This is a genomic window from Roseibium sp. MMSF_3544, from assembly GCF_030732845.1.
Classification (GTDB): Bacteria; Pseudomonadota; Alphaproteobacteria; order Rhizobiales; family Stappiaceae; genus Roseibium.
Window position 1 is genome coordinate 211,769 of the sequence record NZ_JASHKA010000009.1, and the last position, 19,386, is coordinate 231,154.

A 19,386-nucleotide genomic window follows, 5' to 3' on the forward strand; every position below is an offset into this window, starting at 1 on the left:
TCAGTAGCCACAATAACCACTTCATCCTGAGGAGTGCGCGGAAGCGCGCGTCTCGAAGGATGGGCGTGTAGCGTCAGCAAACTGCACTGACCCAACGCCCCGCGACCGTGGTTGATCCAATGTCAATTGGGAATAGTCTCAACTACTTCACGGATCGCGAAAGCCTTAAGATCTAACGGATATCGACGCTCAGGACGCCAGACACGAATTCGGCGCAGAGCGTAACGAGTCGCGACAGTTGGAGGAGCATCGTGAAATCGACCCGAAGCATCCGGCTTGGCCTTTTGGCGTGTCTGTTCGCGTCTCAGGCGCTGGCACAGGAGGTCGCCGATCGCATTTGGCTCGGCGGTCCCATTCACACGATGAATGATGCGGCCATGACGGTGGAAGCCGTTGCCGAGAAAGACGGGCGCATTCTCTTTGTTGGTTCCGCAGATGTCGTCATGGAGCACAAAGGCGATACCACCGAGCTTGTCGATCTCGATGGACGGGCCATGGTTCCGGGGTTCATCGACTCCCACGGACATGTCGTCATGGGCGGCATTCAGGCACTGTCGGCGAACCTGCTGGCGCCTCCCGATGGAACGGTTCAGGATATTGCCAGTCTGGTTGTTCAGCTTAAGGAGTGGGCCAGCAACAACAGGTCGACGGTCGAAGCGGTGAACTTGATCGTGGGTTTTGGATATGATCCGGCTCAACTTGCAGAACAGCGGCACCCGACCCGGGAAGACCTGGATGCAGTTTCGACGGACTTTCCTGTCTATATCGTGCATCAGTCAGGCCACATCGGCGTCACGAACACCAAGGGCCTTGAGGTTCTGGAGCTGAACGCGGCTTCCGAAGATGTTCCTGGTGGTGTGATCCGGCGCGGTCCGGGAGGCGATCCGGACGGTGTCCTTGAAGGCAACGTCCACTTCAGTGCTCTTGGCAACCTTTTCGGTTCGCTTGGGCAGGCTGGCTTCCTCGAACTTGGCCGGGCGGGCACGAAGCTTTGGGCCAGCTATGGATTCACGACCGCGCAGGAAGGGCGTGCTGTTCCGCTTGTTGTCGATGTCCTCAACGAGCTTGCCGAGTTGCAAGAACTCGAGATTGATGTGGCAGTCTATCCGGACGTCATGGTCGATCGTGATTTCGTGGCCGCCAACCAATCACGTGACTACGTCAACAGGGTCAGGATTGCAGGTGGGAAACTCACCCTTGACGGTTCGCCGCAAGGTTTCACGGCACTCAGAGACCGGCCCTATTACGATCCTGTTGGCGAGTATCCTCCCGGCTACACCGGAATTGCCTACGAAACCATGGAAACGGTAATCGACATGGTGGACTGGGCCTTTGAGAACAATGTCCAACTCCTTTCACACGCAAACGGCGAAGGAGCGTCAGACCGGTTAATCGCTGCCGTCGAAGCGGCGACGAAAAAGCACGGTGACGCCGATCGTCGGCCGGTTCTCATCCACGGCCAGTTCCTGCGCGAGGATCAGGTGGATTCCTACAAGAGACTGGGTGTCTTTCCGTCGCTTTTCCCGATGCACACCTTCTACTGGGGCGATTGGCACCGCGACCACACGGTCGGTCCCGCACGCGCCGACAATATTTCTCCGACCGGATGGATGGTGCAGCGGGGTATGAAATTCGGCAGCCACCATGATGCACCGGTTGCCTTCCCGGATTCCATGCGTGTCCTTGATGCGACCGTGACCCGTCGCTCCCGCAGCGGCGACATTATCGGGCCCGCACAGCGAGTCGATGTGATCACGGCACTTAAGTCGATGACCCTCTGGTCCGCCTATCAACACTTCGAGGAAGACGAGAAAGGATCCATCGAGACCGGCAAACTTGCCGACTTTGTGATCCTGTCCAGCGATCCCCTGGCAATCGACCCGGAGGACCTTGAAACCCTTCGGGTGGCCGAGACAATCAAAGAAGGCAAGACGATTTACCGGCGAAATGCCGACCGGGGAAATAGGATCGAGCCGGGCAGCCCCGCCGAGAAAGCCTTTGCAGGGGCTATCAAGGGGATGGTTGCGCAGCATGAACTCGCCTCCCTGCCAGCTGCGCTGCAAGACAACTTCATCGTTCGCACCGGGTTGATGACAGGTCGCCATGACGCTGCGTGCGTGCCGAGTGCTCTGATGTCGATCCTTTTGGGAGTGAAGGGTTAGGCTGCGGCTTCATGTGCTTGGAACGCAAGCACGTCGCCTGGACTGGATCTTATTGATCCGATAGCGGCAATCAATCACGCGTAGCGGCGCGTGTCCTGCGGCAGTTCGCCGGCGATGGCATCGCGCACGGCCTTGCGGATGTCGGCCAGGGAGAATGGCTTGGTAATGATATCGTGAACCAAAGTGTCCAGACCGTTAGCGCGTTCACGCTGATCGGCGAAGCCTGTCATCAACAGAATCGGCATGTCGGGAAAGTCGCGTGCAGCGTGGAGGGCAAGCGCGATACCGTCCATGACCGGCATCTTGATATCGGAAACGAGGAGATCGAATTCGCCCTTTTCGTGGGCCAGCACTTCAACGGCCTCACCGCCGTCCTCGGCAACGTTTACCGAATGCCCGTCAAGTTCCAGCGCGCGCTTTACAAAGCTGCGAACCGCTTCATCGTCTTCCGTGAGAAGAATGCGAGCCATGCTCACTCTCCTGTCTTGCCGTCAGTCGCCGCCTCATCAGATGAAGCAACGACGTATCCAATAAAGGGCAACTGCCGCCACGCGTGGCCCATATCCATACCGTATCCGACGACAAACTTATCAGGACAGGCAAACCCGACATAATCGGCAGATATGGCAGCTTTGCGGCGCTCCGGTTTATCCAGAAGCGCTGCAATCTTTACGGACCGGGCGCCGCGTCCGATCAACCGCTCGCGCGCGAATGCCAGTGTGCGCCCGGACTCCAGAATATCATCCACTAAAATGATATCGCGGTTGTTAACGTCACTTTCAACATCGCGCAAAATCCGGATGTTGTCCGATCCCTCGGTGCCTGCCCCGTAGGAAGACAGGTGAATGAACTCCATTTCCGGCTCCAGACCGGCCCGGTGCATGGCACGGACGAGATCGGCCGCGAAAATGAAACTGCCTTTCAGAACGGCCACGACAAGAAGGTTTTGCGGTTTTCCTTCCGCAATTTCTTCTGCCAGGGCCGCGACACGAACGGCGATTGTGTTTTCGTCGAAAAGGGTTCGAATATTGGCTGTCATGGTCACTCGAGTACTATCTGGCGTCTGCCACGGTCAGTGAACCGGACCTGGATGTCCGATGCTTCCGCGGGCGGGTCCGCCAATATCGTTCTGAACCGCGTTTCATCCAGGCCGGTCAGGGCTCTCGTCCGGGGCTCTACTGTCCAGGCATAGACTTCCTGCATGTCCGAGTTTCGAAGCGACAGGCGAACGGCCGGAACCGAGTTTCCTTCTTCGAGCAGATTGCGGATCGATCCCTCGACCACAAGAACACTCTTGCCGCCCTCGATTTCCGTGAAAGTGCGCAGGTTCCGGAACTCAAGGCCGCGAAGGTTCACGTCAAATCCGATCGTCTGGAACAGGCTGGCCAGGTCGGGTGACTGCTTGACCATGCTGTCTCTCAGAAAGACGAAGCCGACGAGAGCAGCCGCAGCAACGGTGAAGATCAGCATGCCGCCAAGACGGCGATAGTTGCGCCGTGAGAGCCAGTTCAGGACAGCGCCGATGTGATTGCGCCGGAACTTGTCGGGGTTGACGATAATTTTCGGCCGTTTGGCGTGGCTTTCGATATCGGCCTGATTGTCGTCGTCCTCGGGGCTCCCCTCGTCCTCATCGTCAGCAAGATCGGCGGCGAACCTGTCTTCATCAGTGCTGGCGCGCGATGTCGCGGGCGGTGGGGTGAAATCGGCGATGTCCTCGTCCGCGTCCGGAAGATCAGCGTCGCTGTCCGTTTCCTGCGAGGAGTCTGTGTCGTCCATGGCGTCTGCGGCCCAGTCGGCCTCATCCTTGGCAACGTCGCCGTCGTCGCTGGAAGCAACCTCTTCGGTGCTGCTTTCCATCGCCTTGAAATCGACGGGATCGTCATCTTCCTTGGGCGAGACGAACCAGCGGTTTCCGCATTTGGCGCATTTCACACTGCGCCCTTCCGGGCCGAGGGCTTCCGCCTTGATTTCGTAGGACGTACTGCAGTCCGGACATGTGATCTTCATCCGTGAAGACCTTTCGCCATGGCATGCTCAAGCGGTATTCTTTGATGACCGATCCGGTCGAACGGCGGCACGAAATGTTGGACAAGTGCCGACAATTCCAGTGACGGGCTTACAGGTACCTAATGGACCTATATATGATTAATGCACCGTTAACGGCCTGGCTATAGCGTCGGTCCATCAACAGGAGACAATTTCGTGATCCGCTTTGAGAATGTCGGATTGAGATACGGCATGGGACCGGAGATCCTGCAGGACCTGACCTTTCAGATCGAACCGCAGTCTTTCCAGTTCCTGACCGGACCGTCAGGCGCGGGCAAAACCAGCCTGATCAGGCTCCTGTTCATGTCCCTTCGTCCAACGCGCGGTCTCATCAAGGTGTTCAATCGCGATCTGAGCGTGATTGAAAAGCAGGAACTGCCCAAGCTGAGGCGCAAGATCGGCGTCGTCTTTCAGGACTTCCGTTTGCTGGATCACCTGACGACTTATGAAAATGTGGCTCTGCCCCTGCGCGTGGTTGGCAAAAACGAGTCGGACTATCGCTCCGACGTAATCGATCTCCTCAAATGGGTCGGCCTTGGGGACAGGATGCATGTTCTGCCGCCGGTTCTGTCAGGTGGTGAGAAACAGCGTGCGGCAATCGCCCGGGCGCTGATCACGCGGCCTGAAGTGCTTCTGGCCGACGAGCCGACGGGAAACGTCGATCCGCCACTCGCCCGCCGTCTGTTGCGTCTTTTCATAGAATTGAACAAACTCGGCACTTCCGTTGTGATTGCGACGCACGATATTGCCTTGCTGGAACAGGTGGATGCCCGGCGCATGGTGCTGGCGGAAGGACGTCTCTCGATTTTTGACTAAGACCCTGACTCTCGAAGACGGACGAAACAAAACAAAGACGGTTTCATTTGCAGGACCGCACCCTAAGCGACAGGCATACGACCAGGCAACACATGGCCCAGACCGACAACAACGACAAGAATCAGGCGCCAGCCGTTGATATCGGGAGGCCGAAACGACCGCTGCGCGGGAAACGGCCCAGGAAAAAACCTGCGCCGAAAACAAAGAAACAAGAGCAGGGCGACGACGCGAAGCTTCGTCCCGCCGCCGCAATCGTACCGCCGCAATCCGTCGCCGGACGGGCCCTTACCCTCGTCGTTGCCATCATGAGTTTCCTGGCGTGTCTGACCGTCGGTGCCGTTTCCATCGTCTGGGATGCTGCCGATGCCTGGCAGAATGACCTGGTCAGGGAAATCACCATCCAGATTCGCCCGACCGAAGGGGTCGACATGCTGCGGGAGATCGACAAGGCCGTTGCGCTCGCGCAGGAATTTCCCGGCATAGCCTCCGTGCGGGCGATGTCGGACGCGGAGACGAAGGCCCTTCTGGAACCGTGGCTTGGTGAAGGCCTTCAACTCGATGGCCTGCCGGTGCCAAGGCTTATCCAGATCACGGTCGGTGACCCCGCCGTCCTTAATCTGGCCCAGCTCAGGAACTCCGTTTCACAGCAAGTGACCGGAGCAAGTGTGGATGACCATTCGATTTGGACGTCGCGTCTGTCTGCCATGGCTGGAGCTGTGGTGGCCGGTGGCTTTGCCATCATGGTCCTGGTGCTCGGATCGATGGTACTCAGCGTTGTTTTTGCGACCCAGTCTGCCATGGCGGGCAACAAGGACGTGGTGTCGGTGCTTCATTTTGTCGGCGCGGAAGACAGTTTCATCGCCCGGGAATTTCAACGGCATTTTCTGCTTCTGGGCCTGAAGGGGGGTGTTTCCGGCGGTGTCGCGGCGATCCTGTGCTTTGTTCTGGTGGATTTGCTGACGCGTCAGGGATCGGGGCAGGCAAGTTCGGACCAGCTTTCCGCGCTCTTCGGCACGATGTCCGTCAGTTTGCCTGGATACTTCGGCGTCTTTGCAGTTGTGTTTCTGGTTGCAATCCTCACCGCATTGACATCCGGGCTTGCAGTCAAGGCTCATTTGGCAAAGGTGGATTGATTTTAATGTAGAATGCCGTGAAATCGGCCGAATCACCTATCACATTCGCACCATGTCGCACGCAGATACAGTCATAGACCCTGCTTTGGAAGACGGCCTTTCGGCCGACGCGCAACGCGGCGTGCGTGCCTCCCATGGCATGTCGGTTGAAGAATGCACTGGCACCAAGGGCCCTGCTCCCCGGAAAAAACGGTTCGGATTACGGATCGCATTCATTGCGGTTCTGGCGGCTTTGGTCTGCGGCATCGTTGGCCAGTTTCTGTTTTTTGCGCACCAGATTGTGAATGCAGATATCCCGCGCGCCGCCAATGCCGATGCAATCGTCGTGCTGACAGGTGGTCAGGCCCGCATAAACGAAGCTGTCCGGCTGCTCGAGGAAGGTCACGCTGATCGCCTGCTCATTTCCGGCGTTCATCCGGGAACGACCCGAGAGCAGCTCGCGGCCGTCACGTCGTCGACCATGCCGTTGGAAGAAAACAGCGTTGATCTGGATCGGGTCGCGCTCAACACCGCAGGAAACGCGACTGAAACCGCAAGCTGGGTTCAGAAAAACGGCTTTGCTTCCCTGCTTGTCGTGACCAGTGCTTATCACCTGCCACGGGCGCAGGTCGAACTGTCCCAGGTTCTGCCTGACGTCCAGCTGATTGCCTATCCGGTCTTTTCGAAAGACCTCAATCTGGACACCTGGTATCGCGAACCGGCAACGATGCGGCTTCTCATGCGCGAATATGTGAAGTATATCCTCGCCCGACTCCGCAACACCGTGAAGGCCGTAAGCTGACTTGAATTGGCGCACGACCGGGCGGTGAGCTTCGCTTCGTTCGGTTTTCTGGTGCCATGGTTCTTCTGCGTTCTACCCTGTTTCAGGTGCTTTTTTACTCAGTGACATTCATCGAGATGATCCTGTTTTCGCCGGTCATGCTGCTGCCGCGCAAATGGGGCTGGCCGATCGTGCCCTTCTGGTCGCGATCGCTGCTTTGGCTGATGCGCGTCGTTGCGGGCCTCAAGGTCGAAATCAGGGGCAGGGAAAATCTGCCAAGCGGCGGGTACATCGCCGCGATGAAGCATCAGTCGGCCTGGGAGACCGTTACCCTCATTCCGTTGTTTTCCAGCCCGACATTCATCCTGAAGCGGGAGTTGCGCTGGATTCCGATCTTCGGCTGGTACACGGCCAAATACAGGCAGATACCAATCAACCGCGGAAAGCGCTCCGAGGCGTTGGCAGCAATGATGGAAGCCGCAAAGGAAGCCATCGAGGAAGAGCGCCAGATCATGATTTTTCCCGAAGGAACCCGCCGTCCCGTCGGCGCGGAGCCGAAATACAAATACGGCATCACGCATCTCTACAAGGGCCTGAATTGCCCCGTTGTGCCGATCGCCCACAATGCGGGGCTGTACTGGCCACGCTCGTCCTGGAAGGTTTATCCGGGAACGGTGATTGTCGACATCCTGCCGCCGATCGAGCCCGGTCTGGCACCGGAAGTCTTTTATGAGCAGTTGGTCGACCAGATCGAGGCCGCCAGCGACAGGCTGATCGAAGAAGCGCGCCAGGCACCGGACCCGTCGCCGGTTCTGCAATCGGTTGAGGTGCGCAACAAGGCCAGTCAGGCATAACCGGTTGAGGATTTTCTCCGGTCTGCCCCAGGGTCCGTACCCTAAAGCTTCTTCAGTTGCTCGGCCAACCAGGCAAGATTTTTGTCGGCGATGCCCATTTCTTCCAGGTGGGCGGCAGTGTTAATCACATATTCCGGATTTTCACCGGACTTGCCGACAGCGCCGTCGACGATTTCAAGTTGCTTTTCCAACGGCAACGCGCCGGCATATTGCGCATGGCCGTGATCGACCATATAGACCAGCGCATTGACCTTTTCGCCACCATCAAGCTCGATATTGTGCCAGTGTTCCTTGTAGACCATGGTGGTTTGTTCGCGGGCACGGAGATAGTCGAGCGTTTTCGGCCAGATATCTTCGGCAACCTGATAGGCCATGCCCCGGCATGCGCCGCCATTGTCGAGGCCAAACACGAGACCCGGGCGCTCCTGGGTGCCGCGATGAACCCAGGAATAGACGCAAAGCGCCCGATGGGCACCGCGCAGGAGGGCCGGGGCGGAGCGCAAATGATCAAATCCGGGGTTCCACATCAAAGACCCGTAGCCAAAAACCCAAAAATCGCTCATATCGCCCTATCTACTTTCTTACCGGAAGCGGAGATAGCAAGACCAGCGGTCTTATTCAATGCAATGCCGCCGAGTATGCGACCGAGCCGGAGCCAAGAGCGCCAAAAGCAAGAGTTATTGAAGCCGTGTCAGAAAACCAGAACAAACCAGCCAAATCCTCAAGGCGCCGATACATTATCCTTCTGTGCATCATCTTCCTGGTTATTGCCGGTTGGTCCGGCGCCTGGATGTTCGGCAGGTCCATTTTGTCCGATCAGCTGGATCAGCAATTGCAGGCGATGGCGCGGGGCGGCGTGGACGTCTCCTGCGCGGATCTTTCCATCGGCGGATATCCGTTCCGCTATGAAGTCTATTGCCGTGACCTCGTTTCGCGCGACCAGACAGGAGCCGCAGGTTCTCTTGGTGCACTCAACGCCGTTGCGCTGATCTACAATCCCCGTCACATCATTTTTGAAGCCCATGCGCCGGCATCCGTTGCGGAACCGCTGAGCGGTCTACTGGGTGAAATGAAGTGGGAGACAGCGCGGGCAAGCGTCAAATTTTCAGATGCAGCTCTTGGTGCGCTGGACGCCGTGCTTCAAAAACCGGAAGCAGCGGTCGAAAACTCAGTCTCCTCAGGTCTCTTTTCCGCAGACAAGGCAGAGCTTCACCTTCGCAAGACACCTGACCAGGCAGACGCGGTCGACGGCTTCGTCTCGGTTGATGCGCTTCAGCTGAAATCACTGCCGGAAATTGGCGAGACCATCGATCTGCGCGGCCATCTTCAGGTGCCGGGTGGCGCCGCGCTGCTGGCGGGTGCTGATCTTGTAACGCTGGTGCGGATGAACGACGGACGCCTTCCAGTGAAACTGGTTCTGATGGAGACCGTCATCGGAGAAAGCCGCCTGGGTGCGTCGGGCGATCTCGTGATCAACGGAAACGGGACGCTTTCCGGGAACGTCGCCGTGACGATCGGAAATGCGGACGGATTGCTTCAGATGCTCAAGCCGCTGTTTCCACCCCAGGACAACAGCTTTTCTCTGGTCGAGAGTGTCGTGCAAAGCCTGAAAGCGGCAGAAACGGATGTTGAAGGCGTGCCCTCGATCACGCTGCCGATGGTCATCGACGAGGGGATCGTGCGGGTCGGGTTTCTGACGCTTGGACGCGTTCCGCCATTCTTTTCAGCGGGCACCTGACCAGGGGCTCCGTCGATTTGTCGGCTGACCTGTCGACGTGCCCCCAGGATGATCAATCACCGGCAATCCGGTCGATCGGAATCACATAGCTCTTGCGGTGGTCGGGTTCTGCGATCTTTTCGTAGAGCGCGACTTCCGGCGCGTTTTTGCCCGGAACGATCCAGCGCAGGTGCAGCCAGCCGCGCCTTTGGCCTTCACTGACCAGTGTTTCGATGATCGATCGTCCAATCCCTGCGTTCCGGTGATCAGGGTGAACGTAAATGTCGTCCAACTGACCGATCCTGAGACCGGTGATCAACTCCGGAAGATCGAAAAAAACACCGAATCCAACCAGGTCTTCGCCGACAAAGGCACCAAGCACCTCGGCTGTCTTGTCGGCCAGGATGCGTTCGGCATAATAGTCGTCCGGACGGCGGGGCGCTCCGCGTTTCAGGGCCTGGGCGTTTTCGGCAATAAGTGGCGCGAGCTGATGGGCATCATCCTGCCCAAGGGCTCTGATTTCCGCTGTGGTCATGTAGTCCCCGGAAATGAATAGTTAGACATCAAGTTGCCCCAACATTCCCGAAACCGGAGCCGGGATCAAGGACCTGAATGAAATTCTGCCCACCCTGGATCGTTGGGCTTCCTTAGACCGCGATTTCATGTCATGAGCAGATCATCAACGGGATCAGTCGAGGGGCAATGGCGGATAGCGGACGGGTGAAGGCAACGGCCATCGGGCTGAGCGCCGTGCTGATGTGGGCAACCCTTGGTGTCTTTGGTGCCGGTTCAGGCAAAGTGCCGCCTTTTCTGTTGAATGCGCTGTGCTTCGGGATATCGGGAACACTTGCCCTGGTCTGGCTCGCCGTCACGGGGAAGCTCGCCCTTTTGAAGCAGCCGCTCAGAGTATGGGCCTTTGGAACATTCGGATTGTTCGGCTTTCACCTCTTCTATTTCACGGCAATCCGGAACGCGCCGCCGGTCGAGGCCAACCTGATCAATTATACCTGGCCACTCCTGATCGTGCTCTTTTCCGCGCTTCTGCCGGGTGAGCGTTTGCGGATCCATCATGTGGCCGGAACGATCCTGGGTCTGGCAGGTGCGGCGCTTCTTATCAGTGGCGGCGAAGGAATCCAGTTTTCGGGCGGATACGCGATCGGTTATGGCGCAGCGGTCGCGTCTTCCCTGTTCTGGTCCAGCTATTCGGTCTTGTCCCGCAGGCTCGGCGCGGTGCCGACGGAGGCCGTTGCCGGGTTTTGCCTGATGACGGCGCTTTTGTCCGGGGCGTGCCATCTGTTCCTGGAGACGACCGTCTGGCCGGCCACGTCGCTGGAATGGGGTTCTGTGCTTGCGCTTGCGCTGTTTCCGGTCGGACTTGCCTTCTTCACCTGGGATATCGGCGTCAAGCGCGGCGACATTCAGGTTCTTGGAGCTGCCGCCTATTCGGCGCCGTTGCTATCCACGCTCCTGTTGATCGCGTTCGGGTTCGGCGCCCTTACACTGTCTGTCGGAATTGCCTGCATTGCCATTACGCTGGGTGCCGTCATTGCGGCCAAGGACATGATCTTCAAATCGCGCCGCCAATCCGAGACCAGCTGAGATCAAGAAAACGATCTTCCCCCTTCGGCGGATTTTACTTGGTTACACATTCCACTAGGGTATCGCCCAACCGCCGTGAAATTCTTAGGATTTGCCGATGACCGTACCGCTCAGACCGCGCCGCTCCGCTCTTTACATGCCGGGGTCAAATGCGCGCGCACTTGAAAAGGCCAGGACGCTGGATGTGGACTGCCTGTTGCTGGACCTGGAAGATGCCGTTGCCCCGGACGCAAAGGACCTTGCACGGAAGCAGATCGTTGAAGCGGTCACTGCCGGCGGATATGGCGACCGGGAGGTTGTCATCCGCATCAACGGTCTCGACACGCCCTGGGGGGAGACGGATCTTCAGGCGGCAGTGACAGCGGCGCCGGATGCGATCCTGGTGCCGAAGGTCAACTCGCCGGCCGACCTGCAGCGCATTGCGCATACGTTGTCGCTCCACAATGCCCCCGAATCCCTGAAGCTCTGGGCCATGATGGAAACGCCTGAAGCCATGCTCAACGCCGGTGCGATCGGCGCGTGCGGCAAGGATCCGGAGGTCCGCCTGTCCTGCTTCGTCATGGGGACCAACGATCTGGCAAAGGAGACCCGTGCGCGCCTCTTGCCGGGACGTGCGGCGATGATGCCGTGGCTCATGACCTGTGTTGCCGCGGCACGCCTGGGCGGCATTGACATCCTGGACGGTGTCTACAACGCCTTTCAGGATGAAGTGGGTTTTGCCGCCGAGTGCGCACAAGGCGCCGACATGGGTATGGATGGCAAGACGCTGATTCACCCGAAACAGATTGCCGCCTGCCATGGCGCCTTCAGCCCGTCGGCTGAGGAAATTGAATGGGCCCGCAAGATCAACGCTGCTTTTGATCTTCCGGAAAACGCCTCAAAGGGTGCGATCCAGGTGGACGGCAAGATGGTCGAGCGGCTACATGCGGAGATGGGCAAGCGGGTGATTGCGATTGCGAACGCCGTCGCGGCGCGCACAGCGAACGACAACGAGAGACAATCATGAGGCTTTACAGGCTGATCACCGGTGTTGACGACAGTGAATTCTGCCATCGGGTGACACAGGCATTGAACAAGGGCTGGGAACTCTCCGGCCCGCCGTCGCTCACCTATGATGCGGCCAAAGGTGCCACGATCTGTGGTCAGGCGGTCATCAAGGATATTGAAGGCGAGTATTCGCCTGACATGAAACTCGGTGATTATTGAAACCGAGAACGAATGCGGCCGCGGTTCTGCCAGTTCAGAACCACGGCCACTCTTTTCCTGCACCTAGTGGTGCAGTTTCGTGTCCAGGATCGCCTTGACGCGCTTTTCGTCGAAAGGTTCCCGCAAGAAGCGGAACAGCGGAGCCAGTTTTTCAGGCCCTTGCAGGTAATCTTCGTAGCGCAGCTGATAACAGAAGCTTCCGTGTCCTTCCGCATAGGCCTTGGTCATGCGCTCGAAGTTGTCCCAGCGCCGTCTCACCTCGCCTTCTTCCATTTTTTTCCAGAAGGAAGATTTGACGACATTTTCGAAGTCGCGGTTCTGGAAAATGAACCGGCTGTGCGGGAAGTACTTGCGGATCGTATCAAGGAACCTCGGGAAATAGCGCGGGTCATTGTGGTACCTGATTTCCTTGAACCCGAGGACGCGGGCCGCTCCTTTGGGGCACAGCACCTTGGAAACGAACGTGTCGAACAGGCTCATGGCGTAATCATCAACGTCGACGTCTTCCATGCCGTACCAGGGATCGAGCGAGGTCCCGACCATCTTGCCGAAATAGGGCCGTTCGGCGGACAGTTCCGAGCGTTTCGGCTCCTGGCGCTGCTTGAAATTGACTTCGTTCTGGATCGCGGTGATTGACCTGCTCAAGTGTATGAGCGTATTGGAGTTTTCGCCCCGGATGAAGTAACCGGGGATCGAATTCAGCAGATGCTGTGTCAGTGTGGACCCGGACCGCCCAAAGGCCACCACAAAGACATATCCGTCTTTCGGGAAATGCAGCGCTGGATACTGCTTGTGCAGCTCGAAGCTGTTTTGCCGGAATGGCAATACATTCGACATTATCTTGATCTCCTTGACGAGCGGTCTCGACCCGGCAGCGCGGCCTTCTGGTCTGACGCCTAACCCCAACCTCGCTCGCGCAATCACCAGCCGCAGGCCGCCATGCCTCCAATTGAGTGGGAGGAAGAACAAGAAGCATGACACCTGCGACCGCGATCGACGGAGCATAGAAAAGAGATGCACCAATAATGGCTGTTTTTTGATTTAAGCGAGAATTACTTCATATTTTTAAGAAAAGGACAAATATATTTTGAAATTCGTTTGAAATATATTCTTATTTACCGGTGAAATATCTGTACTAAGTCAGCTTTTAGATTACGCGAAAATCGGATGGTCGCCCTTTTGAGGGTCGCTCTTGGTCAAGTCCATCCCGCTCATTTCAGATCGTTAGCCGGTCACGGCAACTCAGAAAAGGACATGCAGTTCAGGGGCTTCCGTTTAAGGCCGGTGAACTCAAGCTGACAAGAATTCTGCGAAAACCTTCTGGTAAATCTCACGGACCAGGTTCGCTTCGCTGTCGCCCCGACGTGCCAGGACACTGAGCCCGGGCGAGGCGTTGACTTCGAGCACCACGGCGGCGGTGTCAGGGCGCCTTGCTTCCGGAATAATCAGGTCGACACCGCAATAGCGCAAGCCCAGGGTCTTTGCCGCCAGGCGCGCCATGGTGTGGATCTCCGGAGCGAGCGTGTCGGTGACAATTTGTGCGGATCCGCCCGAGGAAAGGTTCGAGACCGGTAGCAGTGACACGATCTGGCCGCGGGCCGGAACGCTTTCAAGCATCAGACCCTGCTGTGACAGCTCGAAGTCGATGCGCCCGTCAGCGGCGTTGATCCGTTCATGGGCATCGACAAGTTGGGCAAGGCTGCGGACGCCGTCGCCGGTCACCTGAGGCGGCTGACGTTCAATCGCGCATAACACGTCACCGTCCAGAACAATTACACGCAGGTCCTTGCCCTTGATTTCTTCCTGAACCAAGAGCTGTCCGTGGTTCTTTGCCAGGATATGCAGCGCGTTCTGCAGGGTGTGATAGGTGTCCACGCGCATGACGCCCTGGCCCTCCTGGCCGATATTGGGCTTCACGAACAGTGGAAATTCCTGCTCTTCGGCAAAATCGAGAACGTCTTCAGGCGGCCTTCTGCCGTCCCGGATGTCTGCGCTCGAAACGAGATAGCTTGCGGGAACGGCGATGCCGTTCATTGCCAGGAACTTGCCCGTATAGGCCTTGTCGCCGGCGATTTCCGAAGCGCCCAGTGGATTGATGTCGAACCGGGTGCCCTTGAAGAACCAGCGTTTTCCGGACGGAGCTTCGATGAGGCCTGCATGCCCGTGGGGATCGCCCGCCGTCAGCCGCAGCCCCTTGCCGGCGCAATAGTTTTCAAGCAGACGGAAAACAAGCGCCCGTTCCCCGGAGTGAGGTTCCGGGGATCCATGGCTGTCGGTCAATTCTGACCCTTGCGCTGACGGGCGTTTGCCAGATAGTCGATCTTGAAAAGGTCAGGATTGGTCGGTGCGTTGGACACGACGTTGTAAACGGCAACGGAGGTGTCGTAGCCCTGTTGATCGGTCACAGTCCATTGCTTGAGGGCAAAGTCGTCCGAATCGAAAATGAGCGTGAGCGTTCCGGAATTGAACTTGGTCTTGTCGAAAATCGTGACCGTGATCAGGTCCTTTTCAACGAGAACGTTGGTGACATTCGTGTCTTTCTCAAGATCGATCGAATCAGACAAGAGGAAACGAAGCGGCGTCTGACCGAGGGGCCAGATGTCCTGAGTGTTCAGCTTGCGGTCACGTACGGAAACCGACTCGCCGTCCGCCACGATGTCGAGGACCGAGGGCTTGTTGTAATAAAAGCGGACCTTGCCGGGACGGGCCATATAGAACTTGCCGTCTGATTGACTGCCATCCGGTCCAAACTGGATGAAGTCACCATGCATGGTCTTCACCGAGTTGAAATAGGTGCTTAGTTCCTTGAGCGTCTTTTGCTCCTGCGACGTCAGCGCTTGTGCAGGAAGCAGCGCGGTCAGTGTCACTGCTGCTGCCAGAGCCGGAATAGCCAGGCATCTGGCCAGGCGAAGAGCAAAGCGTTTCAGCATGATGCAATGTCCCAGTTTGTTTTACGCGTTAAGAGTATACTCTAGCTACAAACAGCTATGTAGAGTGTGTGGCAAAGCTTTGACATTTGCGACCTAAAACTCTTCCTCAACGCCATTTTGTACAAGGATCTCGCGTTTTCCCGCATGGTTGGCGGCGCTGATCAGCCCTTCCTGTTCCATGCGTTCGATCAATGAGGCGGCACGATTGTATCCGATCGACAGCCGGCGCTGCACGTAGGAGGTGGATGCCTTCTTGTCGCGCAGCACGATGGCAACTGCCTTATCGTAAAGCTCATTGCCCTCGCCGCCGCCGGCCAGACCGCCACCGCCGTCATAGGGACTTGCTGTTTCGTCTTCTTCCTCAGTGACTGCTTCAAGATACTGAGGGGTACCCTGCAGTTTCAGGTGCTTCACGATTTCCTCGACCTCGTCATCGGCAACAAACGGGCCGTGCACACGCTGGATGCGTCCGCCACCCGCCATGAACAGCATGTCACCCATTCCGAGCAGCTGTTCGGCTCCCATCTCGCCAAGGATCGTGCGGCTGTCGATCTTGGAGGTGACCTGGAATGAGATACGGGTCGGGAAGTTGGCCTTGATCGTACCGGTGATGACGTCCACGGAGGGCCGCTGGGTCGCCATGATCAGGTGGATGCCGGCGGCACGGGCCATCTGGGCAAGGCGCTGGATCGCGCCCTCGATGTCCTTGCCGGCAACCATCATCAGATCGGCCATTTCGTCGACGATCACGACAATGTACGGCATCGCCTCGAGCGGCAGTTCCTCTTCCTCGTAGATCGGCTGGCCGGTCTCGCGATCGAAGCCGGTCTGGACCGTGCGGGTGAAGCTCTCGCCCTTCTCAAGCGCCTGTTTGATGCGGGTGTTGTAACCGTCGATGTTGCGGACGCCCATCTTGGACATCTTCTTGTAACGGTCTTCCATCTCGCGGACCGTCCATTTCAGGGCGACAACCGCCTTGTTGGGATCGGTGACCACGGGGGTCAGAAGATGCGGAATACCGTCATAAATGGAGAGTTCGAGCATTTTCGGATCGATCATGATCAGCTTGCACTGCTCCGGCGTCAGCCGGTAAAGCAGCGACAGGATCATGGTGTTGATCGAGACCGACTTACCCGAGCCGGTGGTACCGGCAACAAGCAGGTGCGGCATGCGGGCAAGGTCCGCGACGACGCTTTCGCCGTTGATGGTCTTGCCGAGCGCAAGCGCCAGTTTGGACTTCGACTTCTCGAAATCCTGCGCTGCGAGCAATTCGCGCAGGAACACTGTTTCGCGGCGGGCATTCGGCAGTTCGATACCGATGGCGTTCTTGCCCGGAATGACGGCAACACGGGCCGAAATCGCACTCATGGAGCGGGCAATGTCGTCGGCAAGACCGATGACCCGGGATGACTTGATGCCCGGCGCAGGTTCCAGTTCGTAAAGCGTGACCACCGGACCCGGGCGGACCTCGATGATCTCGCCGCGGACACCGAAATCTTCCAGAACGCCTTCCAGGATGCGGGCGTTCTGCTCCAGAGCGTCAGCTGATAATCCGGGCACCTTACCGCTGGCTTTTGGCTCAGAAAGCAGGCGCAGGGGAGGAAGTTCGTATTCCTCGGGCGCTCCGAGGAACGAAGGTTGCGCTTCCTCGATGGCACGTTTGCTTTGTTTCGGACGGGGCGCGGGCGGGATTACGCGGCCCGCCTGTGGTGCCGCCTGCGCAGCGGGTGCTGACGCGGAGCCCGGAGCAGCTATTCCAACCGGAGTTACGGGCTGCCCGGCAACGGGCCCTTTGTCGATCAGGAGATCATCCGGCTCGAAACGCTCCCCTTCCTCGTCATATGGCTCGTCGTCAAAATGATCCTCAGGGTCTTCATCGTCGGGGTGCCGGCCGCGCTCATAAAATTCATCGAGCCCGTCGTCATCTTCCGGCATCAGCCGGCCGGTAAGCGCGCGGCGGAAAGCCGACAGGCGGTTGCCCTGTCTGTCGTCTTCCGGTTCGTAATCGCCTTCGTCGTCCTCGTCCCAATAATCCTCGTCGCCAACGCGACGATTTCGCTTGAGGCCTGTCAGCCGCCGAACCTGCGCAACACCCTGCAGCCCGAAATGAGCTGCCTGCCCGACAAGGGCTCCGAAGAACAACGAAAGCCTGGATTCGCTTTCCTCGTCGTCAAGTCCAAGGTCTTCCTCAATCGACTTGCCGTGTCCCTTTGGAGCGCGCGCAGGCTTGGCGTCGCTCTCTAACGGATCCTTGCTGCCGAGCCAGCCGGCGGCCGACAACAAAAAGAAGATCGCCGGAACACCCAGACCGAGACCGCCGACGATCGTCGCGGCACCTGATGTCATATTGGAGGTTATCACCGCCGGAATCTGATGCACGGTGTCACCGAAGAAGCCTCCGAGTCCCGTCGGCAGCGGCCAACTGTCGGGAACCGGAAGTGCGGCCAGAGCACCGGCGGACAAGCACGAGCCGATGACCCAGTAAAACAAACGTTTGCGGCCAATGCCGAGGGCATGGCCGGCCAAAAGGCGCCAACCCCACAACACCAGCGGGATCAGGAAAACAGCGGTTGCAAGACCGATCGTCTGCATCAGGATATCGGAGACGACGGCCCCCGGGGTGCCAAGCGCGTTGCGTACAGGTCCGCCAGTCGCGTGGTTGAGACTCGGATCGCTGACCGACCATGTCGCGAGTGATGCCGCAAGCATCGCAGCGATCGCGATGATGGCGAGCCCCGATGCACCGACTATGTTTCGCCGCAAGAAGCGTTTGATCGGACTTTCCGTGTCCAGAAGGTCAATTGAAGACCGGCGGCCGTTGCCGCGCACTGCACTCGCCCGTCTCATGCGTTCTCTCCAAACCAGTTTGCCATGCGTTCAAGTGCGATTTCAGTCTGCTCCAGCGGAGCCGTCAGCCCGACGCGAATGAAATTGCGCCCCGGATTGGTGCCGTCTGCCTGATCGGAGGCCAGATACCCTCCCGGCACGACCTTGACGCCGATGTCGCGCCAAAGGCGGCTCGTAACGCCGATGCCGTCACCCCATCGGCTGACATCGAGCCACAAAAAGAATCCACCCTGGGAGGTGACCGGGCCCATGATCGGGCCGAGAAGCCTTTCGGCAGCTTCGAATTTCTCGTTGTAGAGCCGCCGGTTTTCCGCGACATGCTCCTCATCCTGATAGGCCCGCACTGCAACGGCCTGTGCCGGGAGCGAGACTTGCGGCGCGGCCAGGCCGCGGAACTTTGCCCATTTGCGCAGGAAGCCGGGGTCACCGGCTGCAAACCCGCAGCGAAGTCCGGCAAGATTGGAGCGTTTGGATAAAGAATTCAGGACGATGATATTGGAAAAATCGGTGCCCATCGCCTTTGCGGCTTCCAGGATGCCCGGCGGCGGCGTGGTCCGGTAGATTTCCGAATAGCATTCGTCAGCGAAAATGTAGAACCGGTGCTTGCGCGCCAACGCAATCAACCGCTGCCAATAGGCGATGTCTGCTGGGTACCCTTCCGGATTGGTCGGCGAGGCAATGTAGAAGGCAACCGTTTCGTCCAGCAGTGCGGCGTCAAGACTGTCGAGATCGGGCAAAAAGTGGTTGCCCGGAATTGCATCCAGAAGAACTGCCTGGGCGTCGGCAACATGGGCCGCTGCCGCGTAGGTCTGGTAAAACGGGTTCGGCAGAATCACCGCGGGATGGTCGAGGCCCTTGCCGAGCTGATCTCTTGCGGCGATTGCGCCAAAGGAAAGGCCTTCCCTGGACCCGTTCAATGGAAGAACCCCGTGCTCGGGATCGACCATGCCGTCCAGACCGTAGCGCCGGTCGAGCCAGCCAGCGATTGCCTGCCGAAATTCGGGAGATCCGACGATTGGCGGATAACGCCGGAAATCGGCCACATTTTCCACCAGGATATCCCCTGTGAAATCGGGAATCGCATGCTGGGGTTCACCGATCGTCATGATGACCGGATCAAGACCCGGGCTCTCGCCGTCCAGAAGTTCGGCAAGGCGCTGAAAAGGGTTGGAGCTCGGCAGGACAGCGCCGCGCGTATAGGCTCTGGGGCTGGCAGTCATTCAAAATCCGGCAGTGGTTACGCAGTACTTTGACCTGACCCTATCGTCCCCTTGGTAAATCTCTGATTAACCAAGCACGCAAAGCCGCAGATCCCG

19 protein-coding genes are annotated in these 19,386 nt (G+C 58.2%); 9 read left to right on the forward strand and 10 right to left on the reverse strand.

Annotated features, from left to right (window positions below):
* The first annotated feature begins 251 nt into the window (after positions 1–251).
* Entirely contained in the window at positions 252–2,162 is a 1,911-nt protein-coding gene (locus RBB47_RS15250) for an amidohydrolase (protein ID WP_305986681.1), read from the forward strand.
* Between the two features lie 74 nt (positions 2,163–2,236).
* Here the strand turns inward: RBB47_RS15250 and RBB47_RS15255 are convergent, their stop codons facing one another.
* From RBB47_RS15255 to RBB47_RS15265, 3 genes are read right to left on the reverse strand one after another with little or no spacing between them, the layout of a single operon-like run.
* Positions 2,237–2,632, reverse strand: a complete 396-nt coding sequence (locus RBB47_RS15255) for a response regulator (protein WP_305986682.1) — start codon at positions 2,630–2,632, stop codon at positions 2,237–2,239.
* 2 nt (positions 2,633–2,634) lie between these two features.
* Positions 2,635–3,201 carry a hypoxanthine phosphoribosyltransferase gene (gene hpt, locus RBB47_RS15260; protein WP_305986683.1) on the reverse strand — a complete coding sequence of 189 codons (567 nt, stop codon included), beginning with the start codon at positions 3,199–3,201 and terminating at the stop codon, positions 2,635–2,637.
* 2 nt (positions 3,202–3,203) lie between these two features.
* Positions 3,204–4,169, reverse strand: a complete 966-nt coding sequence (locus tag RBB47_RS15265; protein WP_305986684.1) for a zinc-ribbon domain-containing protein — start codon at positions 4,167–4,169, stop codon at positions 3,204–3,206.
* A gap of 195 nt (positions 4,170–4,364) precedes the next feature.
* Here RBB47_RS15265 and ftsE point away from each other — a divergent pair, with 195 nt between their 5' ends.
* The 4 genes from ftsE to RBB47_RS15285 all read left to right on the forward strand — a co-directional run bounded on the left by ftsE (position 4,365) and on the right by RBB47_RS15285 (position 7,771).
* Positions 4,365–5,024 (forward strand): cell division ATP-binding protein FtsE, encoded by a 660-nt coding sequence (gene ftsE / locus RBB47_RS15270; RefSeq protein WP_305986685.1) that lies wholly within the window; start codon positions 4,365–4,367, stop codon positions 5,022–5,024.
* 92 nt (positions 5,025–5,116) lie between these two features.
* Positions 5,117–6,157, forward strand: a complete 1,041-nt coding sequence (locus RBB47_RS15275) for an ABC transporter permease (RefSeq protein WP_305986686.1) — start codon at positions 5,117–5,119, stop codon at positions 6,155–6,157.
* Positions 6,158–6,209: 52 nt separating this feature from the next.
* Positions 6,210–6,938 carry a YdcF family protein gene (locus RBB47_RS15280; RefSeq protein ID WP_305986687.1) on the forward strand — a complete coding sequence of 243 codons (729 nt, stop codon included), beginning with the start codon at positions 6,210–6,212 and terminating at the stop codon, positions 6,936–6,938.
* Positions 6,939–6,994: 56 nt separating this feature from the next.
* Positions 6,995–7,771: a 1-acyl-sn-glycerol-3-phosphate acyltransferase gene (locus RBB47_RS15285; protein WP_305986688.1), complete on the forward strand. Its 777-nt coding sequence runs from the start codon at positions 6,995–6,997 to the stop codon at positions 7,769–7,771.
* Between the two features lie 41 nt (positions 7,772–7,812).
* Here RBB47_RS15285 and RBB47_RS15290 read toward each other — a convergent pair whose 3' ends face one another.
* The gene (locus RBB47_RS15290; protein WP_305986689.1) at positions 7,813–8,334 is read right to left on the reverse strand and encodes a gamma-glutamylcyclotransferase; all 522 of its coding nucleotides are present in this window, start codon (positions 8,332–8,334) and stop codon (positions 7,813–7,815) included.
* A 125-nt stretch (positions 8,335–8,459) separates the two neighbouring features.
* On the opposite strand from RBB47_RS15290, the gene RBB47_RS15295 reads away from it, so the two are divergent.
* Positions 8,460–9,509: a DUF2125 domain-containing protein gene (locus RBB47_RS15295; protein ID WP_305986690.1), complete on the forward strand. Its 1,050-nt coding sequence runs from the start codon at positions 8,460–8,462 to the stop codon at positions 9,507–9,509.
* A 52-nt stretch (positions 9,510–9,561) separates the two neighbouring features.
* Here the strand turns inward: RBB47_RS15295 and RBB47_RS15300 are convergent, their stop codons facing one another.
* A complete protein-coding gene (locus tag RBB47_RS15300) occupies positions 9,562–10,023 on the reverse strand; it encodes a GNAT family N-acetyltransferase (protein ID WP_305986691.1) in 462 nt (153 codons plus the stop codon).
* Between the two features lie 167 nt (positions 10,024–10,190).
* Here RBB47_RS15300 and RBB47_RS15305 point away from each other — a divergent pair, with 167 nt between their 5' ends.
* The 3 genes from RBB47_RS15305 to RBB47_RS15315 all read left to right on the forward strand — a co-directional run bounded on the left by RBB47_RS15305 (position 10,191) and on the right by RBB47_RS15315 (position 12,293).
* On the forward strand, positions 10,191–11,087 hold the full coding sequence (locus RBB47_RS15305; RefSeq protein WP_305986692.1) for a DMT family transporter: 897 nt from the start codon (positions 10,191–10,193) through the stop codon (positions 11,085–11,087).
* Between the two features lie 97 nt (positions 11,088–11,184).
* Positions 11,185–12,093: a CoA ester lyase gene (locus tag RBB47_RS15310; RefSeq protein WP_305986693.1), complete on the forward strand. Its 909-nt coding sequence runs from the start codon at positions 11,185–11,187 to the stop codon at positions 12,091–12,093.
* Positions 12,090–12,293 (forward strand): DUF1737 domain-containing protein, encoded by a 204-nt coding sequence (locus RBB47_RS15315; RefSeq protein ID WP_305986694.1) that lies wholly within the window; start codon positions 12,090–12,092, stop codon positions 12,291–12,293. The genes RBB47_RS15310 and RBB47_RS15315 overlap by 4 nt, the downstream gene beginning before the upstream one ends.
* 63 nt (positions 12,294–12,356) lie before the next feature.
* Here RBB47_RS15315 and RBB47_RS15320 read toward each other — a convergent pair whose 3' ends face one another.
* The 5 genes from RBB47_RS15320 to RBB47_RS15340 all read right to left on the reverse strand — a co-directional run bounded on the left by RBB47_RS15320 (position 12,357) and on the right by RBB47_RS15340 (position 19,290).
* The gene (locus RBB47_RS15320; protein WP_305986695.1) at positions 12,357–13,130 is read right to left on the reverse strand and encodes a sulfotransferase; all 774 of its coding nucleotides are present in this window, start codon (positions 13,128–13,130) and stop codon (positions 12,357–12,359) included.
* Between the two features lie 453 nt (positions 13,131–13,583).
* Positions 13,584–14,573: an ATP-grasp domain-containing protein gene (locus RBB47_RS15325; protein WP_305986696.1), complete on the reverse strand. Its 990-nt coding sequence runs from the start codon at positions 14,571–14,573 to the stop codon at positions 13,584–13,586.
* Positions 14,570–15,223 (reverse strand): outer-membrane lipoprotein carrier protein LolA, encoded by a 654-nt coding sequence (locus RBB47_RS15330; protein WP_305986697.1) that lies wholly within the window; start codon positions 15,221–15,223, stop codon positions 14,570–14,572. The genes RBB47_RS15325 and RBB47_RS15330 overlap by 4 nt, the downstream gene beginning before the upstream one ends.
* A 93-nt stretch (positions 15,224–15,316) precedes the next feature.
* On the reverse strand, positions 15,317–18,070 hold the full coding sequence (locus RBB47_RS15335) for a DNA translocase FtsK (protein WP_305986698.1): 2,754 nt from the start codon (positions 18,068–18,070) through the stop codon (positions 15,317–15,319).
* Positions 18,067–19,290, reverse strand: coding sequence for an aminotransferase class I/II-fold pyridoxal phosphate-dependent enzyme (locus RBB47_RS15340; protein ID WP_305986699.1), 1,224 nt, complete (start codon positions 19,288–19,290; stop codon positions 18,067–18,069). Before RBB47_RS15340 ends, RBB47_RS15335 begins: the two co-directional genes overlap by 4 nt.
* Between the last annotated feature and the right edge of the window lie 96 nt (positions 19,291–19,386).

Bases quoted from the DNA above. Each gene is read 5' to 3' on its own strand.
- RBB47_RS15320 (WP_305986695.1), bottom strand. From the start codon at position 13,130: ATGTCGAATGTATTGCCATTCCGGCAAAACAGCTTCGAGCTGCACAAG.
- RBB47_RS15315 (WP_305986694.1), top strand. From the start codon at position 12,090: ATGAGGCTTTACAGGCTGATCACCGGTGTTGACGACAGTGAATTCTGC.
- RBB47_RS15330 (WP_305986697.1), bottom strand. From the start codon at position 15,223: ATGCTGAAACGCTTTGCTCTTCGCCTGGCCAGATGCCTGGCTATTCCG.
- RBB47_RS15300 (WP_305986691.1), bottom strand. From the start codon at position 10,023: ATGACCACAGCGGAAATCAGAGCCCTTGGGCAGGATGATGCCCATCAG.
- RBB47_RS15280 (WP_305986687.1), top strand. From the start codon at position 6,210: ATGTCGCACGCAGATACAGTCATAGACCCTGCTTTGGAAGACGGCCTT.
- RBB47_RS15265 (WP_305986684.1), bottom strand. From the start codon at position 4,169: ATGAAGATCACATGTCCGGACTGCAGTACGTCCTACGAAATCAAGGCG.
- RBB47_RS15310 (WP_305986693.1), top strand. From the start codon at position 11,185: ATGACCGTACCGCTCAGACCGCGCCGCTCCGCTCTTTACATGCCGGGG.
- RBB47_RS15255 (WP_305986682.1), bottom strand. From the start codon at position 2,632: ATGGCTCGCATTCTTCTCACGGAAGACGATGAAGCGGTTCGCAGCTTT.
- RBB47_RS15340 (WP_305986699.1), bottom strand. From the start codon at position 19,290: ATGACTGCCAGCCCCAGAGCCTATACGCGCGGCGCTGTCCTGCCGAGC.
- RBB47_RS15290 (WP_305986689.1), bottom strand. From the start codon at position 8,334: ATGAGCGATTTTTGGGTTTTTGGCTACGGGTCTTTGATGTGGAACCCC.
- RBB47_RS15305 (WP_305986692.1), top strand. From the start codon at position 10,191: ATGGCGGATAGCGGACGGGTGAAGGCAACGGCCATCGGGCTGAGCGCC.
- RBB47_RS15275 (WP_305986686.1), top strand. From the start codon at position 5,117: ATGGCCCAGACCGACAACAACGACAAGAATCAGGCGCCAGCCGTTGAT.
- RBB47_RS15335 (WP_305986698.1), bottom strand. From the start codon at position 18,070: ATGAGACGGGCGAGTGCAGTGCGCGGCAACGGCCGCCGGTCTTCAATT.
- RBB47_RS15285 (WP_305986688.1), top strand. From the start codon at position 6,995: ATGGTTCTTCTGCGTTCTACCCTGTTTCAGGTGCTTTTTTACTCAGTG.
- hpt (WP_305986683.1), bottom strand. From the start codon at position 3,201: ATGACAGCCAATATTCGAACCCTTTTCGACGAAAACACAATCGCCGTT.